The organism is Zoogloea oleivorans (assembly GCF_008107625.1).
Taxonomy (GTDB): domain Bacteria; phylum Pseudomonadota; class Gammaproteobacteria; order Burkholderiales; family Rhodocyclaceae; genus Zoogloea; species Zoogloea oleivorans.
In genome coordinates, this window is record NZ_SDKK01000045.1 from 1 (window position 1) to 18,410 (window position 18,410).

An 18,410-nucleotide genomic window follows, 5' to 3' on the forward strand; every position below is an offset into this window, starting at 1 on the left:
AGCCTTTCCTCCGAAGGTTCCTGAGGCTTGTCGGGTTGATTACAGGCAGCCAGTGCAAGGGTGCCGGCGAGAAGGGCGAGCCAGCCGGCGCGCCGTAGGGAAAACGATGGCATGAAAGGCATCCTGGAAGTGGTGTTGGGGAAGTGCGGCCGTTGTTGCTTCATCGCGCTTCTCCCGCTGGCAGCCAGCCTGCGGCGGCTTCGAGGGCAATGGTGGTCAGCCGTAGGTCGCTACGGGCCTCGATCAAGTCACGACGCCCATCGAGCACCTGGCGATTCACCACGATCAGCTGCAAGAGCCCGATCTCGCCGGCACGGTAGGAGGTGGCTGACAAGCGCTGATTCTGGTCGAGGCTGGTCAGCACGTTGTCTTCAAGACGTTTGACCCGGGCACGCAGGCTTTCGACGTTGCGCCACAGGGCGCGGACCTGGGCCGGCACATCGCGCTCCGTCGCCTGCCGCTCGATTTGCGCCTGGGTCAGCTCGGTCGTCGCCCTGCCGATTCCGGCTGCATTGCGGCGGAATAGGGGCAGTGGCAGCGACAGGCTGACGCCGACCAGCTTTTCCCGGGTGTCGCCCGGTCCTTCCCGTCCCACATTGATGCCCACGGTCACGTCCGGATAGACCGTAGCCCGCTCCAGGCCCAGGCGGCTGGCCGCTGCGGCTTCCCGCAGCTCCAGGGCACGCAACTGGGGCCGTTGGCGAGCTGCGGCGAGCAACTCCTCCAGGGTGTATCTTGGGATGGCTGGCATCAACTCGCCGGCTACCTCCGGCAAGTGGTCAGGCGCCAGTTGAAGGGCGCTGGCCAACTCGGCGCGGGCTTCGGTGAGCTGTTCCTGAAGGGCGGCGAGCTGGTTGCGGCCGCGTTCGGCCTCGACAAGGGCTACGTTGCCATCGAGGCGGCTGTCTTCCCCGGCTGCCACACGCTTCCTGACCGCTGCGGCCGCATTATCGACCAGCTTCAGCGCTTCCTCTTCGGTGGCGATGCGAAGCTGCAAGGCCAGTACCCGCACGAACCGCTGCTCAATCTCGGCGCGCACTTGGCGGCGCGTCTCCTGCAGCGTGGCTTGGAGGCCAACCAGCTCCTGATGGGCAGCCTCACGGCGGTAACCCTGTTGGCCGGCGATTTCGAAGGTTTGGGCGAGCCCGGCACTCCACTCGCGCTGTTTTTCCGTGGCGAGGCCGGGTTGAGGAACCGACCGCCGTAACCTGTCGGCAGAGAGTTCCGGATTGTTCCAGAGAAGACTACGGGCGTCGGTCAGTTCGCCCTCGGCAGCCGACAACCTGGCCTGTACATTACGCAGGGCTGGATTGGCCGCTTCGGCCAGACGCCACGCCTCTTCAAGCGTCAGGGCAGCCGCCGCTTGGGAAGATACGGGGAGGAGGGCCAGGGCAAACCATGTCCCCGCCAAGATGCCAGCAGCACGCCGCCGTGGGCGCACTGCGGCAAAAGTGCCGCAAAACCACATGAGAAAAACCTTTCAAGCATTGGCGGGCGTGCTGGACGCCAGCCATGGGTCAAAACCAATGACGGAAATCAGGCTTGAAAGAGGGGCCGCGGGGGACGGAAGGGGCCCTCATTGGGGCGGGTCGGGATTCTTGCGTTGTCGGGGAATCCCACGCCCTCCTGGGCCGCGAGGGTCGTCGGGAAGAGCGTTGCATTGCCCAGCCCGGCACCAGTGAAGTGGGATTGCGCATGGCAGCCATGATTGCAGTGCTTGTCGGCAATACCGGAGTCAGGCGAATCAACCTTGAAATGGATACATTCGTCCGACACGATGTCGGCAGTCGCCTCCGCCCCATAGCTCCACAACGACGCGCTGACCAGGCAGAAGGCCAGCAGCATCGCTATGATCGAGCGGAAACGGAGGTATCGGGACATGAATGCGAATTATTCGCGATGCGATAACCGGCGTCAATCGAACTTCATGTCAACGGTTTTCTCGATCGGCGGGTAACAGACGCCGAGCTTTTCATTGCACCCCTGGTAAGACGCATAAAGGGTGAATGTCTTGGCCTTGGGCGCGCGCTCCAGGGCGATTTCGGCGACTACGGGCGATTTATAAACTTCAATCAGTCCAAAATAGGGATCGTTCTTCATCTCGCCGGCAGGTAGCTTGACCTCCTTGATCAGGACGCCGCTGGCGTTCTTCAAGGCGAAGCGGACCTTGCTCTTGTAGATATAGTGCTTTTTGGCAGGGATGATCTCGGCCACCACAGTATCGCTCCCCTTCAAGGACGCCTTGAGCCGAAAGGCCTGATCGGGGGGCAAAGGCTCCTCGGCGGCCGAAGCGCAATGGACCATGCCCAGGAGCATCAAGGCAGACAACGTGCGGCGGTCAAACAGGGAGAAGGATCGTTGAGTCAATTTGTGTTCCTCGGATCGGTTCATGACCAGGGGTTGCATCGGGATCTCCTGCGCTCTGATTAAGGAGCCGCCTTGCTTTGAACGGACGACAGCAACGCCCCCCAAAGAAGAATCAAGGCGCTGAGACAAAGCGCCGTATCGGCGAGATTGAAGGCGGGCCAGTGCCAGCCGCCGGCATGGAAGTCCAGATAATCCACGACCGCCCCCTGGACGAGGCGATCCACCAGGTTGCCGACGGCGCCGCCCAGGAGCAGGCTATACCCCCAGCCTTCCCATCGGTTCGCCACGCCTTTGAGCAACATGACGGTCAGCCCCACCGAGACGGCCAAGGCGAGGGCAATGAAGGCATAACGTTGCCAACCGCCGGCCTCCGCGAGAAAACTGAAGGCGGCGCCAGTGTTCAGGACGTGGACCAGGTTGAAAAACGGCGACACCGCTTCGCCTGCCCCCAAAGGGAAAGTGGCCGCGATCCAGCGCTTGGCCCCTTGGTCCGCCAAGGCCACAATGAGTGCCAATCCCAACCAGCGGTACCGGCCCATCCTGGGCTTTTCCGGGATCATTTGCGCAGCAACCGCAGGCCGTTGAAGACCACCAGCAGGCTCGCCCCCATGTCGGCGAACACGGCCATCCACATGCTCGCCTGGCCGGCAAAGGTCAGCCCAATGAACACGGCCTTGATGCCCAGGGCCAAGGCGATGTTCTGCCGCAACACCGACGCCGTGCTGCGGGCAATGCGCACGAACACCGCCAGCTTGCGCAGGTCGTCATCCATGAGCGCCACGTCCGCCGTTTCAATGGCGGTATCGGTGCCGGCGGCACCCATGGCGAAACCGATATCGGCTTGAGCCAGCGCCGGCGCATCGTTGATGCCGTCACCGACCATCCCGACCTTGGCTGCCGGTGAGAGCAGTGATTTGATGGCGGCCAGCTTGGATTCGGGCAATAGGTTGCCCCGGGCTTCGTCAATGCCCACCTGGGCGGCAATGGCTTCTGCCGTATGGGGATTGTCGCCGGTGAGCATGAGGGTCTTCACATGCAGGGCATGGAGTTCGGCAACGGCCTCCCGGCTGGTCTCCCGTACCGTGTCCGCCACGGCAAAGAGTGCCAGTGCCCTAAGGTTGTCCATCAGCAGCACGACCGTCTTGCCCTGACGTTCCAGTTCGCCCAGCCGGGCCTCCAATGCGGGCGAGCACAGGTGCAGTGCCTCAGCCAGTCGGTGATTGCCGAGTTGATAAGACCGGCCATCGACCTGGCCGCGGATGCCGTACCCCGGAATGGCAGCAAATTCCTCAACTTCCCGAACGGGAATACCGTCCGCCTCGGCCGCCCGGCTCAACGCCTGCGACACCGGATGGTCGGAGCGGCCGGCCAGACTGGCTGCGATACCGCGGATCCTGGTTTCGTCACTCTCGGTCAGGCTGGCAAAGTCGGTTTGTTCGGGCTTTCCATGCGTCAGCGTACCGGTCTTGTCGAGGGCGATGACCGTCAACTGGCGTCCCGCTTCCAGATAGGCGCCGCCCTTCACCAAGATGCCGTGGCGGGCTGCCGTCGCCAACCCGCTGACGATGGTGACCGGCGTCGAGATGACCAGGGCACAGGGACAGGCGATGACCAGCAGCACCAATGCCCGGTAGATCGCATCGAACCAGGGCGTGCCGAGAGCCAGCGGCGGAACGACCGCCATACCGATAGCGATCACGAAAACCACCGGCGTATAGATACGGGCGAACTGGTCCACGAAGCGCTGGGTAGGAGCCCGCGACCCTTGGGCCGCTTCCACGGCGTGGATGATGCGGGCCAGCGTCGAGTGGGTCGCCGTGGCAGTCACTCGGTATTCGAAGGATCCCGACTCGTTGATGGTGCCAGCGAATACCGGGTCGCCTTCGGCTTTCTCGACCGGCAGGCTTTCGCCGGTGATGGGGGCTTGATTGACGGCGGAGCGGCCGGAAACAAGGATCCCATCCAGCGCGATCCGCTCGCCCGGGCGCACCCGGACGCGGGCATCCAGGGGGGCCGCTGCGGCGGCGACCTCAACCCAACGGCCGTCGGCTTGGCGAACCGTCGCCGTCTCGGGCGCGAGGGCCATCAGGCCCCGGACCGCCCGACGCGCCCGGTCAAGGGATTTTGCTTCGATGACTTCGGCCAGGGCGAAGAGGAACATCACCATGGCCCCTTCCGGCCACTGCCCGATCAGGAACGCCCCGGTCACCGCGATGGACATCAGGGCATTCATGTTGAGATTGCGGTTCCGTAGCGCAATCCAGCCCTTCTTGTAGGTGGGCAGGCCGCCGGCGAGGACGGCGACCAAGGCAAGCAGGGCCTCCAGCACAGGGGGGCCGCCATTGAGCCAATTCACCATCTCGGCCAGGGTCGCCGCTATGCCTGACAGGGCAAGGGGCCACCAAGGGGATCTTTCTGGCTCTGCTTTTTCACCGCCCTTGCCGTTTTGCGGCAGGACCGCCTCCATGCCCAGCGAACGGATGGCTGCAATGGCCGCTTCCAGTGCGTCAGGCGCATGGGTTACGGTGAGTGTGCGCTGCATGAGGTTGAAGTCGAGGGCACCGACGCCTGGCATCCCACCCAGCTTGTTGCGGATCAACGCTTCCTCAGTCGGGCAGTCCATCTTGGCGATGGCGAGGGTCGTGCGTATTCCGTCCGGGAGGGTCGGTGCCGGGGCAGTCGCCACGGCAGGCGGCGCTTTGCAGCCGCAGGCTTTGGAGGTGCATTCACCCATAGGTCGGTCCTGCTGATAGAACTAAATCTGACTCATTGAACACCCTGTAGCGGCTACGGGGTCAAGACCCTATCTTGGGAAAGTCTCTGGCCAACAATAGTCCGGCTTCTCCATGAGACGCTGACTTGATAACCCCGTAGTCACTCCGGGGTGAATGGGGTATCGTTAATGACCATAGGAGGAGGATGTATGCGCATCGGCGAACTGGGCCAAGCCACCGGGGTGGATATCGAAACCATCCGCCATTACGAAAAGATTGGGCTGTTGTCGCCGCCCGCACGCGAGGCCAACGGCTATCGCAATTACGACGCGGCGCATATGGAGCGCCTCGCCTTTATCCGCCATTGTCGGGCGCTCGACATGCCGCTGGCCGAGGTGAAGCGCCTACTGGATTTCGTGGCTCACCCCGAGGCGGATTGCGGGGATATCAATCGGCTGATCGAGGAGCAACTGGGCCGCGTCCGGGAGCGACTGAACAGCATGCTGGCCCTGGAAAAGCAACTCGTGGCGCTACGGGGTCGATGCGGCGAAAACCACACCGCCCGGGAGTGCGGCATCCTGCATGAATTGGTCGCTGCTTCCCATGAACCCGAGGGCAGGAAAAGCTGAGCGTCTTGGCTTTTCTTCAGAAGCGGCAATCAGCCTGCTCCGCCCAGGGCTTATGCGGCGCCGGCCTACGCCTGAGTGAACATCAGACTGACGGGCAGCGTCTCGTTGTTTGGCTGTCCATCCGCCTCTCCGCGTTGATCGCCCACCGGTTTTATTGACGAACACGCAATTTCGCCATAAACTTCGCCACAATCAACACCGAACGACAGCAGGTATTTTGTGGCAGAAAAAAAGCCTACAGGCGAGATGGACGATATTGAAAACGACCTCGCCAATTTGGCGCGCCTCGCCGCCGCCGAGTCGAACGAGGATACCCGGCTGCTGCTCGCACGCCTGGTGCGCAAGTACCGGCAGCAGCGCCCCGAACTGGCCGCCCGCCTTGACCAATCCCTGAAAGCCTCCCAAACCCGCTCCGCCGGCAATTCTGTGCTGCGCCGAGGTGCCCCGGTGGTGGAGCCGAATGAGGCACCGCTGCCCGTCGACGGCGATTCCCGCCTGGCGCTGATCCGTGTCTTCGATGACCGCGAAGGACTGGCGCCCCCCATCCTTCCCGGGAGCGTCCATGACGCTATCGGGGCCATCATCCGCGAGCGCCAGGAACGCGAGCGGCTGGCTGCGCGCGGCATCAGTCCGACCCGCTCGGCCATCCTGGTCGGACCGCCCGGCGTCGGCAAGACGCTCTCGGCCCGCTGGATCGCCAGTGCCCTGGGCAAACCCCTGTGGGTGCTTGACCTGACGGCGGTGATGAGCAGCCTCCTCGGCAAGACCGGCAACAACCTGCGGGCGGCCTTGGATCATGCCAAGAAGCACGCGGCTGTCCTGTTGCTCGATGAAATCGACGCCATCGCCAAGCGACGTAGCGACGAGTCCGACATCGGCGAACTGAAGCGCCTGGTCACCGTGATGCTGCAGGAAGTCGATCAGTGGCCGGACAGCGGGCTGCTGCTGGCGGCGACCAATCACCCGGAACTGGTCGATCCGGCGTTGTGGCGCCGTTTCGATCTGGTCCTCAAGTTCGATGCACCGGATGCTGCGGCGATCTCGGTGGCGATCAACCGCTTCCTGGGCGATGACCGGAAAATATTCGAGTCGTGGATCAACGTGCTGGCCGCCGGCCTGCAGGGGCAGTCGCTGTCGGACGTGGAACGCAGCATCAATGCCTTGCGCCGCGGCCATGCCCTGCAGACGGCGCCGATCGAGAAGCTGATCAGCAGCGCCATCGGCCAGCGCCAGGAGGCGCTGAGTAAAATCGAGCGCTTGAACCTCGCCATCGAACTGGCCAAGACCGGCCAGCACACCCATATGCAAATCAGCCAGATGACGGGTGTCGCCCGCGACACCATCCGCAAACATGCGGGGCCGTCGCCCCGCAAAGGAAGGGGACTCAAGTAAATGTCCACGCGATACCTGATCGGCCGCGCCGAACTGCTGACCTATCCCATCGAGGCTCCCAAGAAGAAGCCCAGTGACAAGGCGCATCCCTATACCTTGAGTGAGGCGAAGCGGACCATCGTTCCCGAGATCGAGGCGGCCAACAGACTCTTCGAGGCCTTGCCGCCCAAAGCTTGCGCCGACGACCTGGCGGTGGCCCGTCTGGTATTGCACCCGGCCTACTTGGCCAAATCCTTTTTCCCGAAGCTGCTGCTCGATCAGGTCGGCCTGGCCTCGCTGGGGTCGCGCACCCGCCGCATCCGGCCGCGCCGGCAGACCCAGAAGAAGGCACCGCCCGAAGCCGAGACCACGGAACTTTTCGTCGCCGGCACCCGATCCGCGTTGCAGAACTTCCCGGACTTTGCCCGGAGCCTGCATGAGCAATTACCGGTCGCCGAACAATTCGCCCGTATCGAGACCTTTGCTGCCATGACCCCGACTGATCGCCTGCATCTGGAGGGCGCCCATGTCGGGCATGTCTTCGAGGTCGGCTTACACCTGCCGCCGGAAGGGGATGCCGCCGATGTCCGCGCCTGGTTTGCCGATTACGCCAACGACTGCGGTTTCATGGTCAATGGGGAGTTCGAATTCGAGGCGGGCCGCCTGCTCTTTGTCGCAGTCGAGGGCAATGCCGCCGGCCTGGAACGCCTCGCCCAGTTCACGCTGACCCGCGTGGTCCGGCCGATGCCGCACCTGCGCGCCGCCCGTCCGGTGACCCGCAGCATGCCACTCGCCGTATCGTTTGCCCTTCCCAGCGGCGAGCCCCTCTCCCGGGAACCCAAGGTGGCGGTGCTCGATGGCGGGTTGCCGGCAGAACACGTGCTCGACCGCTATGTCCGGCGCTATTTCCTGGCCGACGAGGATGCCAGCGACGTGGCCGATTTCAACGAACACGGATTGGGCGTGACGTCGGCCCTCCTGTTTGGGCCGATCGAGCCGGAAGCGACGGCGGAGCGCCCTTATGCGCCGGTCGATCACCATCGGGTTCTCGACGCCAAGATCGACGGGGAAGACCCGTACGAGCTGTATCGCACGCTCGGCCATGTCGAAACTGTCCTGCTCTCGCGCCAGTACCAGTTCATCAACCTCAGCCTGGGACCGGACTTGCCGGTCGAGGACCAGGATGTCCATGCCTGGACGGCCGTCATCGACAGCATCCTGAGCGATGGCGAAACCCTGATGACCGTCGCCGTCGGCAACAACGGGGAACGCGATGCCGCCCTCGGCCTTAACCGTATCCAGGTGCCGTCCGACAGCGTGAACGCCTTGTCCGTGGGCGCCGCCGATCGGAGCGGCGATGACTGGATGCGGGCCAGCTACAGCGCCACCGGCCCCGGCCGGAGCCCAGGACGGAGGAAGCCCGATGTGGTGGCCTTCGGCGGCGCGCCCAAAGACTATTTCCATGTCGCCGCCCCCGGCAGCCGGCCGAACTTGGCTGCGACGCTGGGGACCAGTTTCGCGGCGCCGCTCGCATTGCGCTCGGCGGTCGGCATCCGCGCCATCCTCGGTGCCCCCGTGCATCCGCTGACCATCAAGACGCTCCTGATCCATGGCTGTGAGAGCAAGGACGAACACGACGTCCATCACGTCGGCTGGGGTCGCGTGCCAGCCGACATCAACCGGTTGATCACCTGCGAGGACGGGGAAGCCCGGATCATCTACCAGGGCGAGTTGCGCCCCGGCAAGTTCCTGCGGGCGCCCATCCCCTTGCCGACCTTCCAACTGGAGGGCAAGGTACGCTTGCGGGCGACCTTCTGCTACGCGAGCCCGGTCGACCCGCAGGACGCCGGCGCTTATACAAAGGCGGGCCTGGGCATCACCTTCCGGCCCAACAGCAGCAAGCGCAAGGCCGGTGCCGCCAACGCCTCGTCGGTGAGCTTCTTCCCGTCAGCGGACTTCCGGACCGAGGCCGAACTGCGGGCGGATTTGGGCAAATGGGAAACGGTCCTGCACGCCGAGCACAGCTACTACGGCAGCAGTCTGCTCGAACCGGTATTCGACGTGCATTACAACGCCCGCGAAGCCGGCGGCCTCGCATCGTCCGGCGCCCCGGCCATCCGCTACGCGCTCGTGGTGACCGTGCATGCGCCAAAGCACGCCCAGTTGCATCAGGACATCCTCAAGGCCCATGCCGTGCTGGAGGCGCTTGAGCCGCAAGTTTCGCTGCCGCTGCGTGCCCACATCTAACCCCTGGCAAGGACAGCGATGAGCCGGGTCGATCTCTACCTCGATGCCGCCGAGCGCGCCAATACCCGGCGCAGCTATGCGTCGGCTATCCGGCATTTCGAGGTGGAATGGGGCGGTTTGTTGCCGGCAACGATCGATTCGATTGCCCGTTATCTCTCCGACCATGCCGAATCCCTGTCCCTCAATACGTTGAAACACCGCCTGGCGGCACTGTCGCGCTGGCATCAGGACCATGGCTTTGCAGACCCGACCAAGGCCGCCAAAATCCGGCAATTGCTCAAGGGTATCCGGGCCCTGCATCCCGCCCAGGAAAAGCGGGCCAAGCCGCTGGAACTGGACATCCTGCAAGGGGTCTGCGACTGGCTGGCCGGTGCCACAACTTCAGCGGCTGCCCGCGGGGATGCGGCCTCGGTGCTGCGGCACACCCGCGATCGGGCGCTGGTGTTGCTGGGTTTCTGGCGGGGCTTCCGATCCGACGAACTCTCCAGCCTGCGCATCGAATTCATCGAGATCAAGCCGGGCGAGGGATTGACCTGTTACTTGCCACGCAGCAAGGGCGATCGGCAATTGGAAGGCCGGCGCTTTTCCTGCCCGGCATTGTCCCGGCTGTGCCCGGTGGAAGCAGTCGAGGATTGGCTGGCCGTCTCCCAATTGAAGGATGGGCCGCTCTTTCGCAAGATCGATCGCTGGGGCCATCTTTCCGATGCCGGGTTGATTCCGGGAAGCATCATTTCCATGCTTCGCCAGTTACTCACCCAGGCCGGCGTCGACGATGCCGACGCCTTCAGCAGCCACTCGCTGCGCCGCGGCTTTGCCCATTGGGCACGCCAGAGCGGGTGGGACCTCCGGGAACTGATGACTTACGTCGGCTGGCGCGACGTCAAGGCCGCCATGCGCTACCTGGAAGGCGCCGACGTGGGCCTCAAGGAACGCTTCGAGCAAGGCTTGGATCAGGCCTTGCCGGCCTCGGTGGCATCGCCACAGAAGCCAACGCCGAAACTGCCCGACCTCCCCGAAATCGCGTCGGCCGCCATTGAGGTTTCGCTCCTGTTGTCCGCGTTCAACGGCAGCAAGCGTAGCCAGGCCCGGGCGCTACGCGAGATGACGGAAAGCTGTCTGGCCCGCTTTCAGGTGCAGCCGATCGATGGCGAACGCAGTCGTTATCGGATAGCTGTCCCCAATCCATCGCCCGACGTCCTCGACGATCACCTCTATGCCTTGCTCGACGAACTCCACCAGATCGCCGATGCCCGTGCGTGTTTCCTGGAGGCGGTGTGTCGCGACCCCGAAAGCGGCAAGCACTGGGATTGATCCGGCATGACCCAGCTTCACGAGACCGCGTACCCCCGCCTGAAAGCAGAGCCCACCGCCCAGGATCTCGAAGAAGTCTATACCCTGACGCCGGAAGAAGTCGCGTTCATTGACCGGGCAACCAAGCGACCGACGGCTCGCACGGCGGCATTCCTCTATCTGAAGCTCTTCCAGCGGCTGGGTTATTTCATCCGGCTGAAGGAGGTGCCGGAAGTGATCCGCCGGCACCTCGTTGCCCAAACAGGATTCGCGCGTCCGCCCAAACTGGCAGAACTGTTGCAGTTCGACCGGACTGCCGGTCGGGCACGCCTCGTCGAATCATTGCGCCGCTACTTGAATGTCCGGCCCCTGGACGACCCGGGCCGGGCCTGGCTGAGGCATGTCGCAGAAACCGCCGCCGACAGCCGCCACGTGGTCGCCGACATCATCAACGTGATGCTCGAAGAGTTGGTTCACCACCGCTACGAGCTACCCGGCTTTTCCACACTCGACCGGTTGGCCATCCAGGCGCGCGAGAAGATCCACGAAACGCATTTCGCAAGCATCACCAACCAGCTCGACGCCAACGTCAAGACCGTGATCGACAGCCTGTTCAAGGTGAAGTCGGGCGACACCGGCAGTACCTGGAACCTGCTCAAGCGGGAACCCAAGAAGCCGACCAACAAGGAAACCCGCTCTTACCTGCAGCATATTCGGCGGCTGCAATTGCTGGTCGAACAATTGCCCCGGCCGGAGATTCCGGTTCCCAAGCTCAAGCAATACCGCTACATCGCCCGTTCGCTGGATGCCAGCGAGATGGCTGAACTGAAGCCGCAGAAGCGGTACGCCCTGGCCGTCATCTACATCCGCGCCCAGTTCGCCCAGACCCTCGACGATGCGGCCGATCTCTTCGTCCGCATGCTCCAGAACCTGGACAATCAGGCGCGCAACAAATTGAACGAGTATCAGCAGGACCACCTGCAGCGCACGGATCGCCTGATCGGGCAGTTAAAGGAAATGTTGCTGGCCTACCGCATCGACGGGACCGATCACCAGCGGGTGGAGGCCATCGGCACCAGCCTGATCGCCGAGGTCGACGATCTGCTGGCCGTCTGCGACGAACACATGGCTTATGCCGGCCGCAATCACCTGCCGTTCCTCGTCCAGCCCTACAAGGCGGTACGGGCGCAGTTGCTGAACTGCATCGAGATCGTCAATCCGCAAAGCACCAGCGAAGACGACACCCTGATCCGGATGATCAAGGCGCTGCAGGCGCTGCGCAGCACCCGGCATGAGGTGGTTCCGCTGTCGCTGGTCGGCTTGAATGCCGACGAAGACTTCCAGTGGCTGTCCGCCGCATGGCGGAAGCTGGTGGTCTCGGAGCGCGCCGACGGGCAGGTCGTTGCCATCAACCGCCGCTACTTCGAGTTGGCGGTCCTGTACGCGATCCGTGACGAACTGAAGTCGGGCGACCTGTTCATCCAGCATGGCGAACGCTACGACGATTACCGGGAACAGTTGGTCGATGACGACACCCTGAATCGCGAACTGGCCCAGTATGGCGAGGTGACCGGTGTCGAAACCGATCCGAGGGCCTTCACCCAAGCATTGAAGTCGGTCCTGCTGGAGACCGCCGAGGCAGTCGATGCAGAATTCCCGGGCAACGCCTACGCCGAGATCGCCGATGGCCGGCTGATCCTGAAGAAAGCGCCGGCCAGCGAACTGCCCCCCGGGATCCGCCAGATCGACCTGTTAATTGCCGAGCGACTGGAAAACGTCAGCATCGTGGACGTGCTGATCGATACCGAACGCTGGCTGCAACTGCACAAGCTGTTCCGGCCGCTCATGGGCACGGAAAGCCGGATCGAGGAGCTACGGCCGCGAGTGATCAGCACCTTGTTTTGCTATGGCTGCAACCTCGGGCCGACCCAGACGGCACGCTCGATTCGCGGCATGAGCCGCAAGCAGGTCGCCTGGCTCAACATCAAGTACATGACCGAGGAAACGCTGGAGCAGGCCATCGTCAAGGTGATCAATGCCTACAACCAGTTCGAGTTGCCGAGCTATTGGGGCTCCGGCAGGCATGCCTCGGCGGACGGCACCAAGTGGAATCTCTACGAGCAGAACCTGATTTCCGAGCACCACATCCGGTACGGCGGCTATGGCGGCATCGGCTACTACCACGTCTCCGACAAGTTCATCGCCTTGTTCAGCCACTTCATTTCCTGCGGCACCTACGAAGGAACCCACATCCTCGACGGGCTGATGACCAACACCTCGGACATCCGGCCCGATACCATCCACGGCGATACCCAGGCCCAGAGCTACACGGTGTTTGCGCTCTCGCACCTGTTGGGCATCAAGCTGATGCCGCGCATCCGGGGCATTAAGGATCTGGTATTCCATCGGCCGGAAGGGGGCAAGAAGTTCCAGCACATCGACCGCTTGTTCAGCGACGACATCAACTGGCCGTTGATCGAAACCCATCTGCCGGACATGCTGCGTGTAGCGGTCTCGATCAAGCTCGGGAAAATCTCCGCCTCCGCCATCCTGCGCCGGCTTGGCACCTACAGCCGCAAGAACAAGCTGTATTTCGCCTTCCGGGAACTGGGGAAGGTGATCCGGACCCAGTTCCTGCTGAAATACGTCGGCGACGTCGAACTGCGCCGGCTCATCCAGTCGGAAACCAACAAGTCGGAGCAGTTCAATGGCTTCGCGAAAAAGCTCTTCTTCGGCGGAGAAGGGGAGATCGCCGAAAACCTGCGCCATGAGCAGCGCAAAGTCATCAAGTACAACCATCTCTTGGCCAACATGGTCATCCTCCACAACGTGGTGGGGATGAGCCGGGTGAATCGCCCCGGGTTCCATGGAGGCTGGTTGGTTTAAGTCAGGCCACGATGGCGGCCTGACAGGCGAGTTGCCTATAGTAGTTTGCCTCAGCTTCTGCCGGCGGGATATAGCCAATAGGTTCAAGTAGTCTGTGGTGGTTAAACCACGACACCCATTCCAGGGTTGCCAGTTCCACGGATTCCTTGGTTTTCCAGGGCGCCCGCCGGTGGATCATCTCGGCCTTGTACAAACCATTAATCGTCTCGGCCAAGGCGTTGTCGTAGCTGTCGCCCTTGCTGCCGACTGAAGGCTCAATCCCGGCTTCGGCCAGTCGCTCGCTGTAGCGGATCGAGACGTACTGCGAGCCTCTGTCCGAGTGGTGGATCAAGGTTTCCTCGGGACTCGGCTGGCGGGCATACAGCGCCTGTTCCAGCGCATCGAGCACGAAGTCCGTATGCATGGAACTGCTGACGCGCCAGCCAACTATTCGTCGAGCAAAAACGTCGATAACGAAGGCGACATACAGCCAGCCTTGCCAGGTCGAGACATAGGTGAAGTCCGAGACCCACAACTGATTGGGACGTTCAGCCTTGAACTGCCGATTGACCCGATCCAGTGGGCAAGGCGCTTTGCTGTCGCTGATTGTGGTGCGCACCACCTTGCCGCGCATGACACCGCGCAAACCTTGACGCCGCATGAGTCGCTCGACCGTACAGCGGGCCACCACGACGCCCTCGCGGTTCAGTTGCCGCCAGACCTTGTCGGCACCATAGACCCGCAGGTTGGCCTGCCAGACGCGCTCGATCTCGGGCACCAAGACCTCGTCACGCCGCACTCTCTGGCTGCGCTGTTCAGGATTGCGTCGCAGGGCAACATGACGCCGGTAGCCAGACGGGGCAATCTGCAATTGCCTGCAGATCGGCTCGACCCCGAAGGCATCACGATGCTCGTCGACGAAAGACCTCAAGACTTGAATCGGCGGTCGAGCTCCGCCTGGGCGAAAAATGCGCTGGCAAGCTTGAGTATCTCGTTGGCTTTGCGCAGCTCCTTGACCTCACGCTCCAGTTCCTTGACGCGCTTTTGGTCTGCAGTGCTCGGCCCTTCGCGCTGGCCGCTATCTCGTTCGTGCTGACGTACCCAGGTCAATAGCGTCTGCGGCGTGCAACCGATCTTGGCGGCGATGGATTCAACGGCTGACCACTGCGACGGATGATCGGCACGGCTTTCGGCAACCATGCGCACGGCGCGCTCACGGACTTCGGGGGAGAACTTAACTGACTTCTTCATGGCTCTATCTTCTCAAGAGTTAGAGCCTCCACCAAATCCGGGGCGATTCAGGGTGCTCAAGCAGCTACAGGCCGAGGGCGTGCTGATCAACCAGGAACTCCTGGCCGGACTGGCGCCGTATCGGCTGGAACACATCAACCGCTTCGGGGACTATGTGCTGGACTTCCGGCGCAAAGTCGAGGCGCTCGGGGAGGATTTTCGGATTCTCGACATTGAGTCAGTGACTTAGCGAAAAAACGAGGAATTTCTCGTGATTCCCGGCCGACCCTCGGGCCGGGTGTTTGTTGCCACCGAGACCATGGGTTTTCTCGGCTCGGTCTAACAAAGCAAAACCCGCCAAGATGGCGGGTTGTTGGGAGTGCTGCTTACGTTGGGGACTTAACCCTAAGTTCCTGAAGGATGGGCTTCGCTGCCGTACTGATCGGCTTCAGTGTGCCGCTGCTCTGGGCAGCCGAAAGCATGCTGCAAAGGCGCTTTGCGCTTTGTAGCTTCGCTTCCTTAACAACACTACTGACCTCGGCACGCCGCCTCAGTTTCTTAGTTACGTTGATAGCCATAAAAGCCTCCTTCCTCAACGTCGATCTCAACTATAGGGGTAAATCCTGCATTACGGCAAGCTTCCTGATTTTTGTTGAAAATCCTGTTGTAGAACGACTCTAGCCCAGGGCGCTCAGGTTTGTAGATGTAGACTTTGACGTCAGGCAGTAGTGCCGCATGTACCAGAACGGCATCCAAGAGCAGCCGTCCGAACTGAAAAATTTGCCTTGGGCTCGGCAGTCTCCAACTATCCGGGTCGAACATCGTCTCGGGATCAGTTACATCAGCCCTTATAAATTTCACGAGACGGTTGGGGTATTCAGGGTGGTAGCCGGCCCATGCATCGGCGCTTTCTCTGGCCAGTTCTTCATCCCCATCAAAGATGGAGTTCAGTTCCTCAAAGAACATCAGGAACCGAGTCCTGACAAACTGGATGCCAACCACCTCGACGCCCTCCCTAATCACTGCCGGAACGCCAATCCATGCGTCTTCGCTATCCGGAGCCTCTTGGAAGAGCTGCTCCAGCTGCTCCTCAGTCACGTTCCACAGCAAGATAATCCCCGTCATCGATCCAGGCTGCATCATAACCTGCACGCAGCAAGGCCAGCCTGGAGATCGATAGGGATAACTGCGCTCGTGCCTGTAGTCCTCACTGATGCTGAACGCCCCGTCAGCCAGCTCGCAGAGTTGGAATGAGGGCAGCAAAACCTACCTATAGTTGGCTGAGCACGAAGGTGCTCGGATACAATCGAGCGCGGAAAAGTTCGGCGAACGGTACAAAAACTAAACCGTTAGCCAGCCGTGCATGAAGTAGCGATCATTCTCCTCAGACACACCGCCGGATTGGCCAGCGGGTGCAAATTCTAAGGAGTTCGCGATGCTTTTCTTTGCCTTCCCTCCGCTTGCCGTACTGGCCGAGGTGGCCGTTACAACTGTCGTTGGCACCGTGGTGGCCTTGGCCACCAAAGATGCCTACGACAAGGTGACCCAGACCAACAACGACCGGATGACTCAATCCGACGACGACCAATAAGCCAGAGACACGATCATGTTCGATTTCCTGATGAAGAAAACCGCTCAATCACTGCGCATGGGCATCATCCCGTACGGTCGAAGCAAGAAGGACGGCAGTCACGACCATCGCACCAACCGCGGCAACGATCGCACCGCGGCGCAGCGCGAGGGTGACTCGAAGCGTACCCGCAACAACGAGGGTAAGTAATTTCGCCCAGCGATGGAAAGGCCATGATGCCCCGGATTCCTCTCAAAAGACGTGCAGCTTTCGACATCCTTGACTTGCTGTTCTTTAATCAGACTTGGTTTTTTTGCTTATCCGAAGATGATGAAAGCCTCTATGAAGGCTCCCCGCGGGCCGAGGAGCTCATCGCCCTCCTCAAAATCAAGCAGCATGTCAACGAAGAAGTCACCAACACTGGGGCCACGGGCATCATGGCTCAAGCCCTGAAGCATACGGTCTACTGCATTCTGGAAGCGGGCTTCAGTGATGATCTCGTGGAAAAAGGTCGTAATGGCCATGCGGATCGCTTCGGATTGATCGATGAACGTGGCGAACGGTTTTCTAAATTGGCCGAGAAGCTTGAGCCTGCCAAGGCCACCAGAATTCATGAGTACGAACAGCAATTTCTCATGGCCTTCATTGCAGTCTTAGGCAACAAAGCCCACGGCGTATGCATGGACACTGCACTCACAATTGCAGCAACAGTGAGTAGAGCTTTCAGCAACGCACCCGCCGCGGTTAAATACCGCTTAACAGAGCGCGTCTTCATCCTGGAATTCGTGGACGCCCCGGTCAAGTTCCTTTCGTGGATGCATCGAATCGGCGTACTCACTAGCGGGAAGTTCGCCGCCAAGAAGGCCGTGCGCCATATTACCAAGGATTTCAAAGCTCGCATCGGCCTGCTCTGCGAGTTCACCCTGATGCGAGACTTTATGGCACACCTGACTAACCAAGACACAACCCGGCGTGAGGGATTCCACAGCCTACAGGACGAACTGGACAAGAAAATATCATATACTGCTTGGACACAATTGCAGGATGAGAGCGATTTCTACGCACGCATAAACCGCCGTAAGCGGCACCATCCAGTCACGTACACATTCGACTTGGCACGCTTGGAAGATGAGGCCTACCTACACGACTTCCTTGAGCGCTTCGCCGAGAACCACTGGCGTAGTCGCTTCTGGACCGGTTCGCAGCGATCATGGATCGGCGTAATCGGTGCTGGCATGATATGGGGATATCATACGCAGGTAGACTCTCAATGTAAGATAACGCGAAACGGCAATAACCACAGCAAGGCCGGAGAGACTCCTGTGCAGGACAAGACTGTCGCAGAGCATATCTGCGAGAACCTCCAAGAGCATGGACTGGACTGCAGGGCAGGCTCACTCTATGAGACCTACCGTGAGTGCTATATGCAGCGCCCAGCAGGACTGTATCACCGGGTGAAGATCTATCATGCGGCGCAACAGCAATTCGATGTGGTATTTCCGGTGCATACTTATGATGCCCTTTATGGCGGGGTTATCGTAACCTCAACCTCTTAGGTTGTTTTGCGCGAACAGCAGCGACATGTATAACAAAGCATCACAGGGATCAGGATTGTGCGCATCTTAGTTGCGGGCGGGGCAGGATTCATAGGAGCCGCCTTGTGCGAAAAATTACTTAGATTTGGCCACACTGTTTTGTGTGTCGATTCTCTTCAGACGGGCAGTGCGCAAACAGTCGCTCGGTTGCGAGCGTTCTCAGGCTTCAGCTTCATCCACCAGGACATCGCGCAGCAGCTTGATGCCGGTCAGTTGGGCCTAGTCGAGGAGATCTACAACCTTGCCTGCCCAGCCTCACCTCGGCAATATCAGCAAGATCCGGTCAAGACAATAGAAACCAATGTAATAGGTACGCGCAACCTACTGGAACTGGCACGGCTTACGGGCGCCAGGTTTCTCCAAGCGTCAACCAGTGAAGTTTATGGCAGCCCCAAACAGAAACCCCAGCGCGAAGACTATTGGGGCAACGTCAATACCACCGGCCCACGTGCCTGCTATGACGAAGGTAAGCGCTGTGCCGAAGCATTAGTTCAGGCTTATCACACTCAACACAGGGCGGTTTCAAGTCTGA

General features: G+C 61.2%; 15 protein-coding genes, 2 pseudogenes and 1 other annotated feature. Of the genes and pseudogenes, 10 read left to right on the plus strand and 7 right to left on the minus strand.

The window, feature by feature from the left end; genetic code table 11:
• Positions 1–160: 160 nt before the first annotated feature.
• From ETQ85_RS24725 to ETQ85_RS24745, 5 genes are all read right to left on the minus strand, one after another.
• The gene (locus ETQ85_RS24725) at positions 161–1,411 is read right to left on the minus strand and encodes a TolC family protein (protein ID WP_246128903.1); all 1,251 of its coding nucleotides are present in this window, start codon (positions 1,409–1,411) and stop codon (positions 161–163) included.
• Between the two features lie 125 nt (positions 1,412–1,536).
• The gene (locus ETQ85_RS24730) at positions 1,537–1,881 is read right to left on the minus strand and encodes a hypothetical protein (RefSeq protein ID WP_148581672.1); all 345 of its coding nucleotides are present in this window, start codon (positions 1,879–1,881) and stop codon (positions 1,537–1,539) included.
• A gap of 33 nt (positions 1,882–1,914) precedes the next feature.
• Positions 1,915–2,406 (minus strand): protein-disulfide reductase DsbD N-terminal domain-containing protein, encoded by a 492-nt coding sequence (locus tag ETQ85_RS24735; protein WP_148581673.1) that lies wholly within the window; start codon positions 2,404–2,406, stop codon positions 1,915–1,917.
• A gap of 20 nt (positions 2,407–2,426) precedes the next feature.
• On the minus strand, positions 2,427–2,927 hold the full coding sequence (lspA, locus tag ETQ85_RS24740) for a signal peptidase II (RefSeq protein ID WP_148581674.1): 501 nt from the start codon (positions 2,925–2,927) through the stop codon (positions 2,427–2,429).
• Entirely contained in the window at positions 2,924–5,101 is a 2,178-nt protein-coding gene (locus tag ETQ85_RS24745) for a heavy metal translocating P-type ATPase (RefSeq protein WP_148581675.1), read from the minus strand. The genes lspA and ETQ85_RS24745 overlap by 4 nt, the downstream gene beginning before the upstream one ends.
• 189 nt (positions 5,102–5,290) lie before the next feature.
• On the opposite strand from ETQ85_RS24745, the gene cadR reads away from it, so the two are divergent.
• The 5 genes and pseudogenes from cadR to ETQ85_RS24770 form a co-directional block, all read left to right on the plus strand.
• Positions 5,291–5,710: a Cd(II)/Pb(II)-responsive transcriptional regulator gene (gene cadR / locus ETQ85_RS24750; protein WP_148581676.1), complete on the plus strand. Its 420-nt coding sequence runs from the start codon at positions 5,291–5,293 to the stop codon at positions 5,708–5,710.
• 246 nt (positions 5,711–5,956) lie between these two features.
• Complete coding sequence (locus ETQ85_RS24755) at positions 5,957–7,102, plus strand: AAA family ATPase (protein ID WP_187394858.1); 1,146 nt, start codon at positions 5,957–5,959, stop codon at positions 7,100–7,102.
• Positions 7,103–9,328 (plus strand): S8 family peptidase, encoded by a 2,226-nt coding sequence (locus tag ETQ85_RS24760; protein WP_148581678.1) that lies wholly within the window; start codon positions 7,103–7,105, stop codon positions 9,326–9,328.
• An 18-nt stretch (positions 9,329–9,346) separates the two neighbouring features.
• Positions 9,347–10,639 (plus strand): site-specific integrase, encoded by a 1,293-nt coding sequence (locus ETQ85_RS24765; RefSeq protein WP_148581679.1) that lies wholly within the window; start codon positions 9,347–9,349, stop codon positions 10,637–10,639.
• A 6-nt stretch (positions 10,640–10,645) separates the two neighbouring features.
• Positions 10,646–13,468, plus strand: a pseudogene (locus ETQ85_RS24770) (Tn3 family transposase); the annotation flags it as partial.
• Between the two features lie 37 nt (positions 13,469–13,505).
• Here ETQ85_RS24770 and ETQ85_RS24775 read toward each other — a convergent pair.
• Positions 13,506–14,734, minus strand: a protein-coding gene (locus ETQ85_RS24775) for an IS3 family transposase (RefSeq protein WP_148581588.1) whose coding sequence is annotated in 2 segments (ribosomal slippage) — positions 13,506–14,446 and positions 14,446–14,734 — 1,230 coding nt in all. Because the reading frame shifts where the segments join, the coding sequence is not laid out codon by codon here.
• Positions 14,340–14,456: a sequence feature (AL1L pseudoknot), on the minus strand. It overlaps the preceding gene by 117 nt.
• A gap of 40 nt (positions 14,735–14,774) precedes the next feature.
• Here ETQ85_RS24775 and ETQ85_RS26445 point away from each other — a divergent pair.
• Positions 14,775–14,963 (plus strand): annotated as a pseudogene (locus ETQ85_RS26445) (Tn3 family transposase); the annotation flags it as partial.
• Positions 14,964–15,271: 308 nt separating this feature from the next.
• On the opposite strand, the gene ETQ85_RS24785 reads toward ETQ85_RS26445, so the two are convergent.
• On the minus strand, positions 15,272–15,838 hold the full coding sequence (locus ETQ85_RS24785; protein ID WP_148581681.1) for a hypothetical protein: 567 nt from the start codon (positions 15,836–15,838) through the stop codon (positions 15,272–15,274).
• 310 nt (positions 15,839–16,148) lie between these two features.
• Between ETQ85_RS24785 and ETQ85_RS26450 the strand changes: the two genes are divergently transcribed.
• From ETQ85_RS26450 to ETQ85_RS24795, 4 genes are all read left to right on the plus strand, one after another.
• The gene (locus ETQ85_RS26450) at positions 16,149–16,304 is read left to right on the plus strand and encodes a hypothetical protein (RefSeq protein WP_187394860.1); all 156 of its coding nucleotides are present in this window, start codon (positions 16,149–16,151) and stop codon (positions 16,302–16,304) included.
• 15 nt (positions 16,305–16,319) lie between these two features.
• Complete coding sequence (locus ETQ85_RS26455) at positions 16,320–16,493, plus strand: hypothetical protein (protein ID WP_187394861.1); 174 nt, start codon at positions 16,320–16,322, stop codon at positions 16,491–16,493.
• 23 nt (positions 16,494–16,516) lie between these two features.
• Positions 16,517–17,839 (plus strand): hypothetical protein, encoded by a 1,323-nt coding sequence (locus ETQ85_RS24790; protein WP_148581682.1) that lies wholly within the window; start codon positions 16,517–16,519, stop codon positions 17,837–17,839.
• A gap of 102 nt (positions 17,840–17,941) precedes the next feature.
• On the plus strand, positions 17,942–18,410 hold a 469-nt coding region (locus ETQ85_RS24795; protein ID WP_246128904.1), incomplete at its 3' end, for a GDP-mannose 4,6-dehydratase.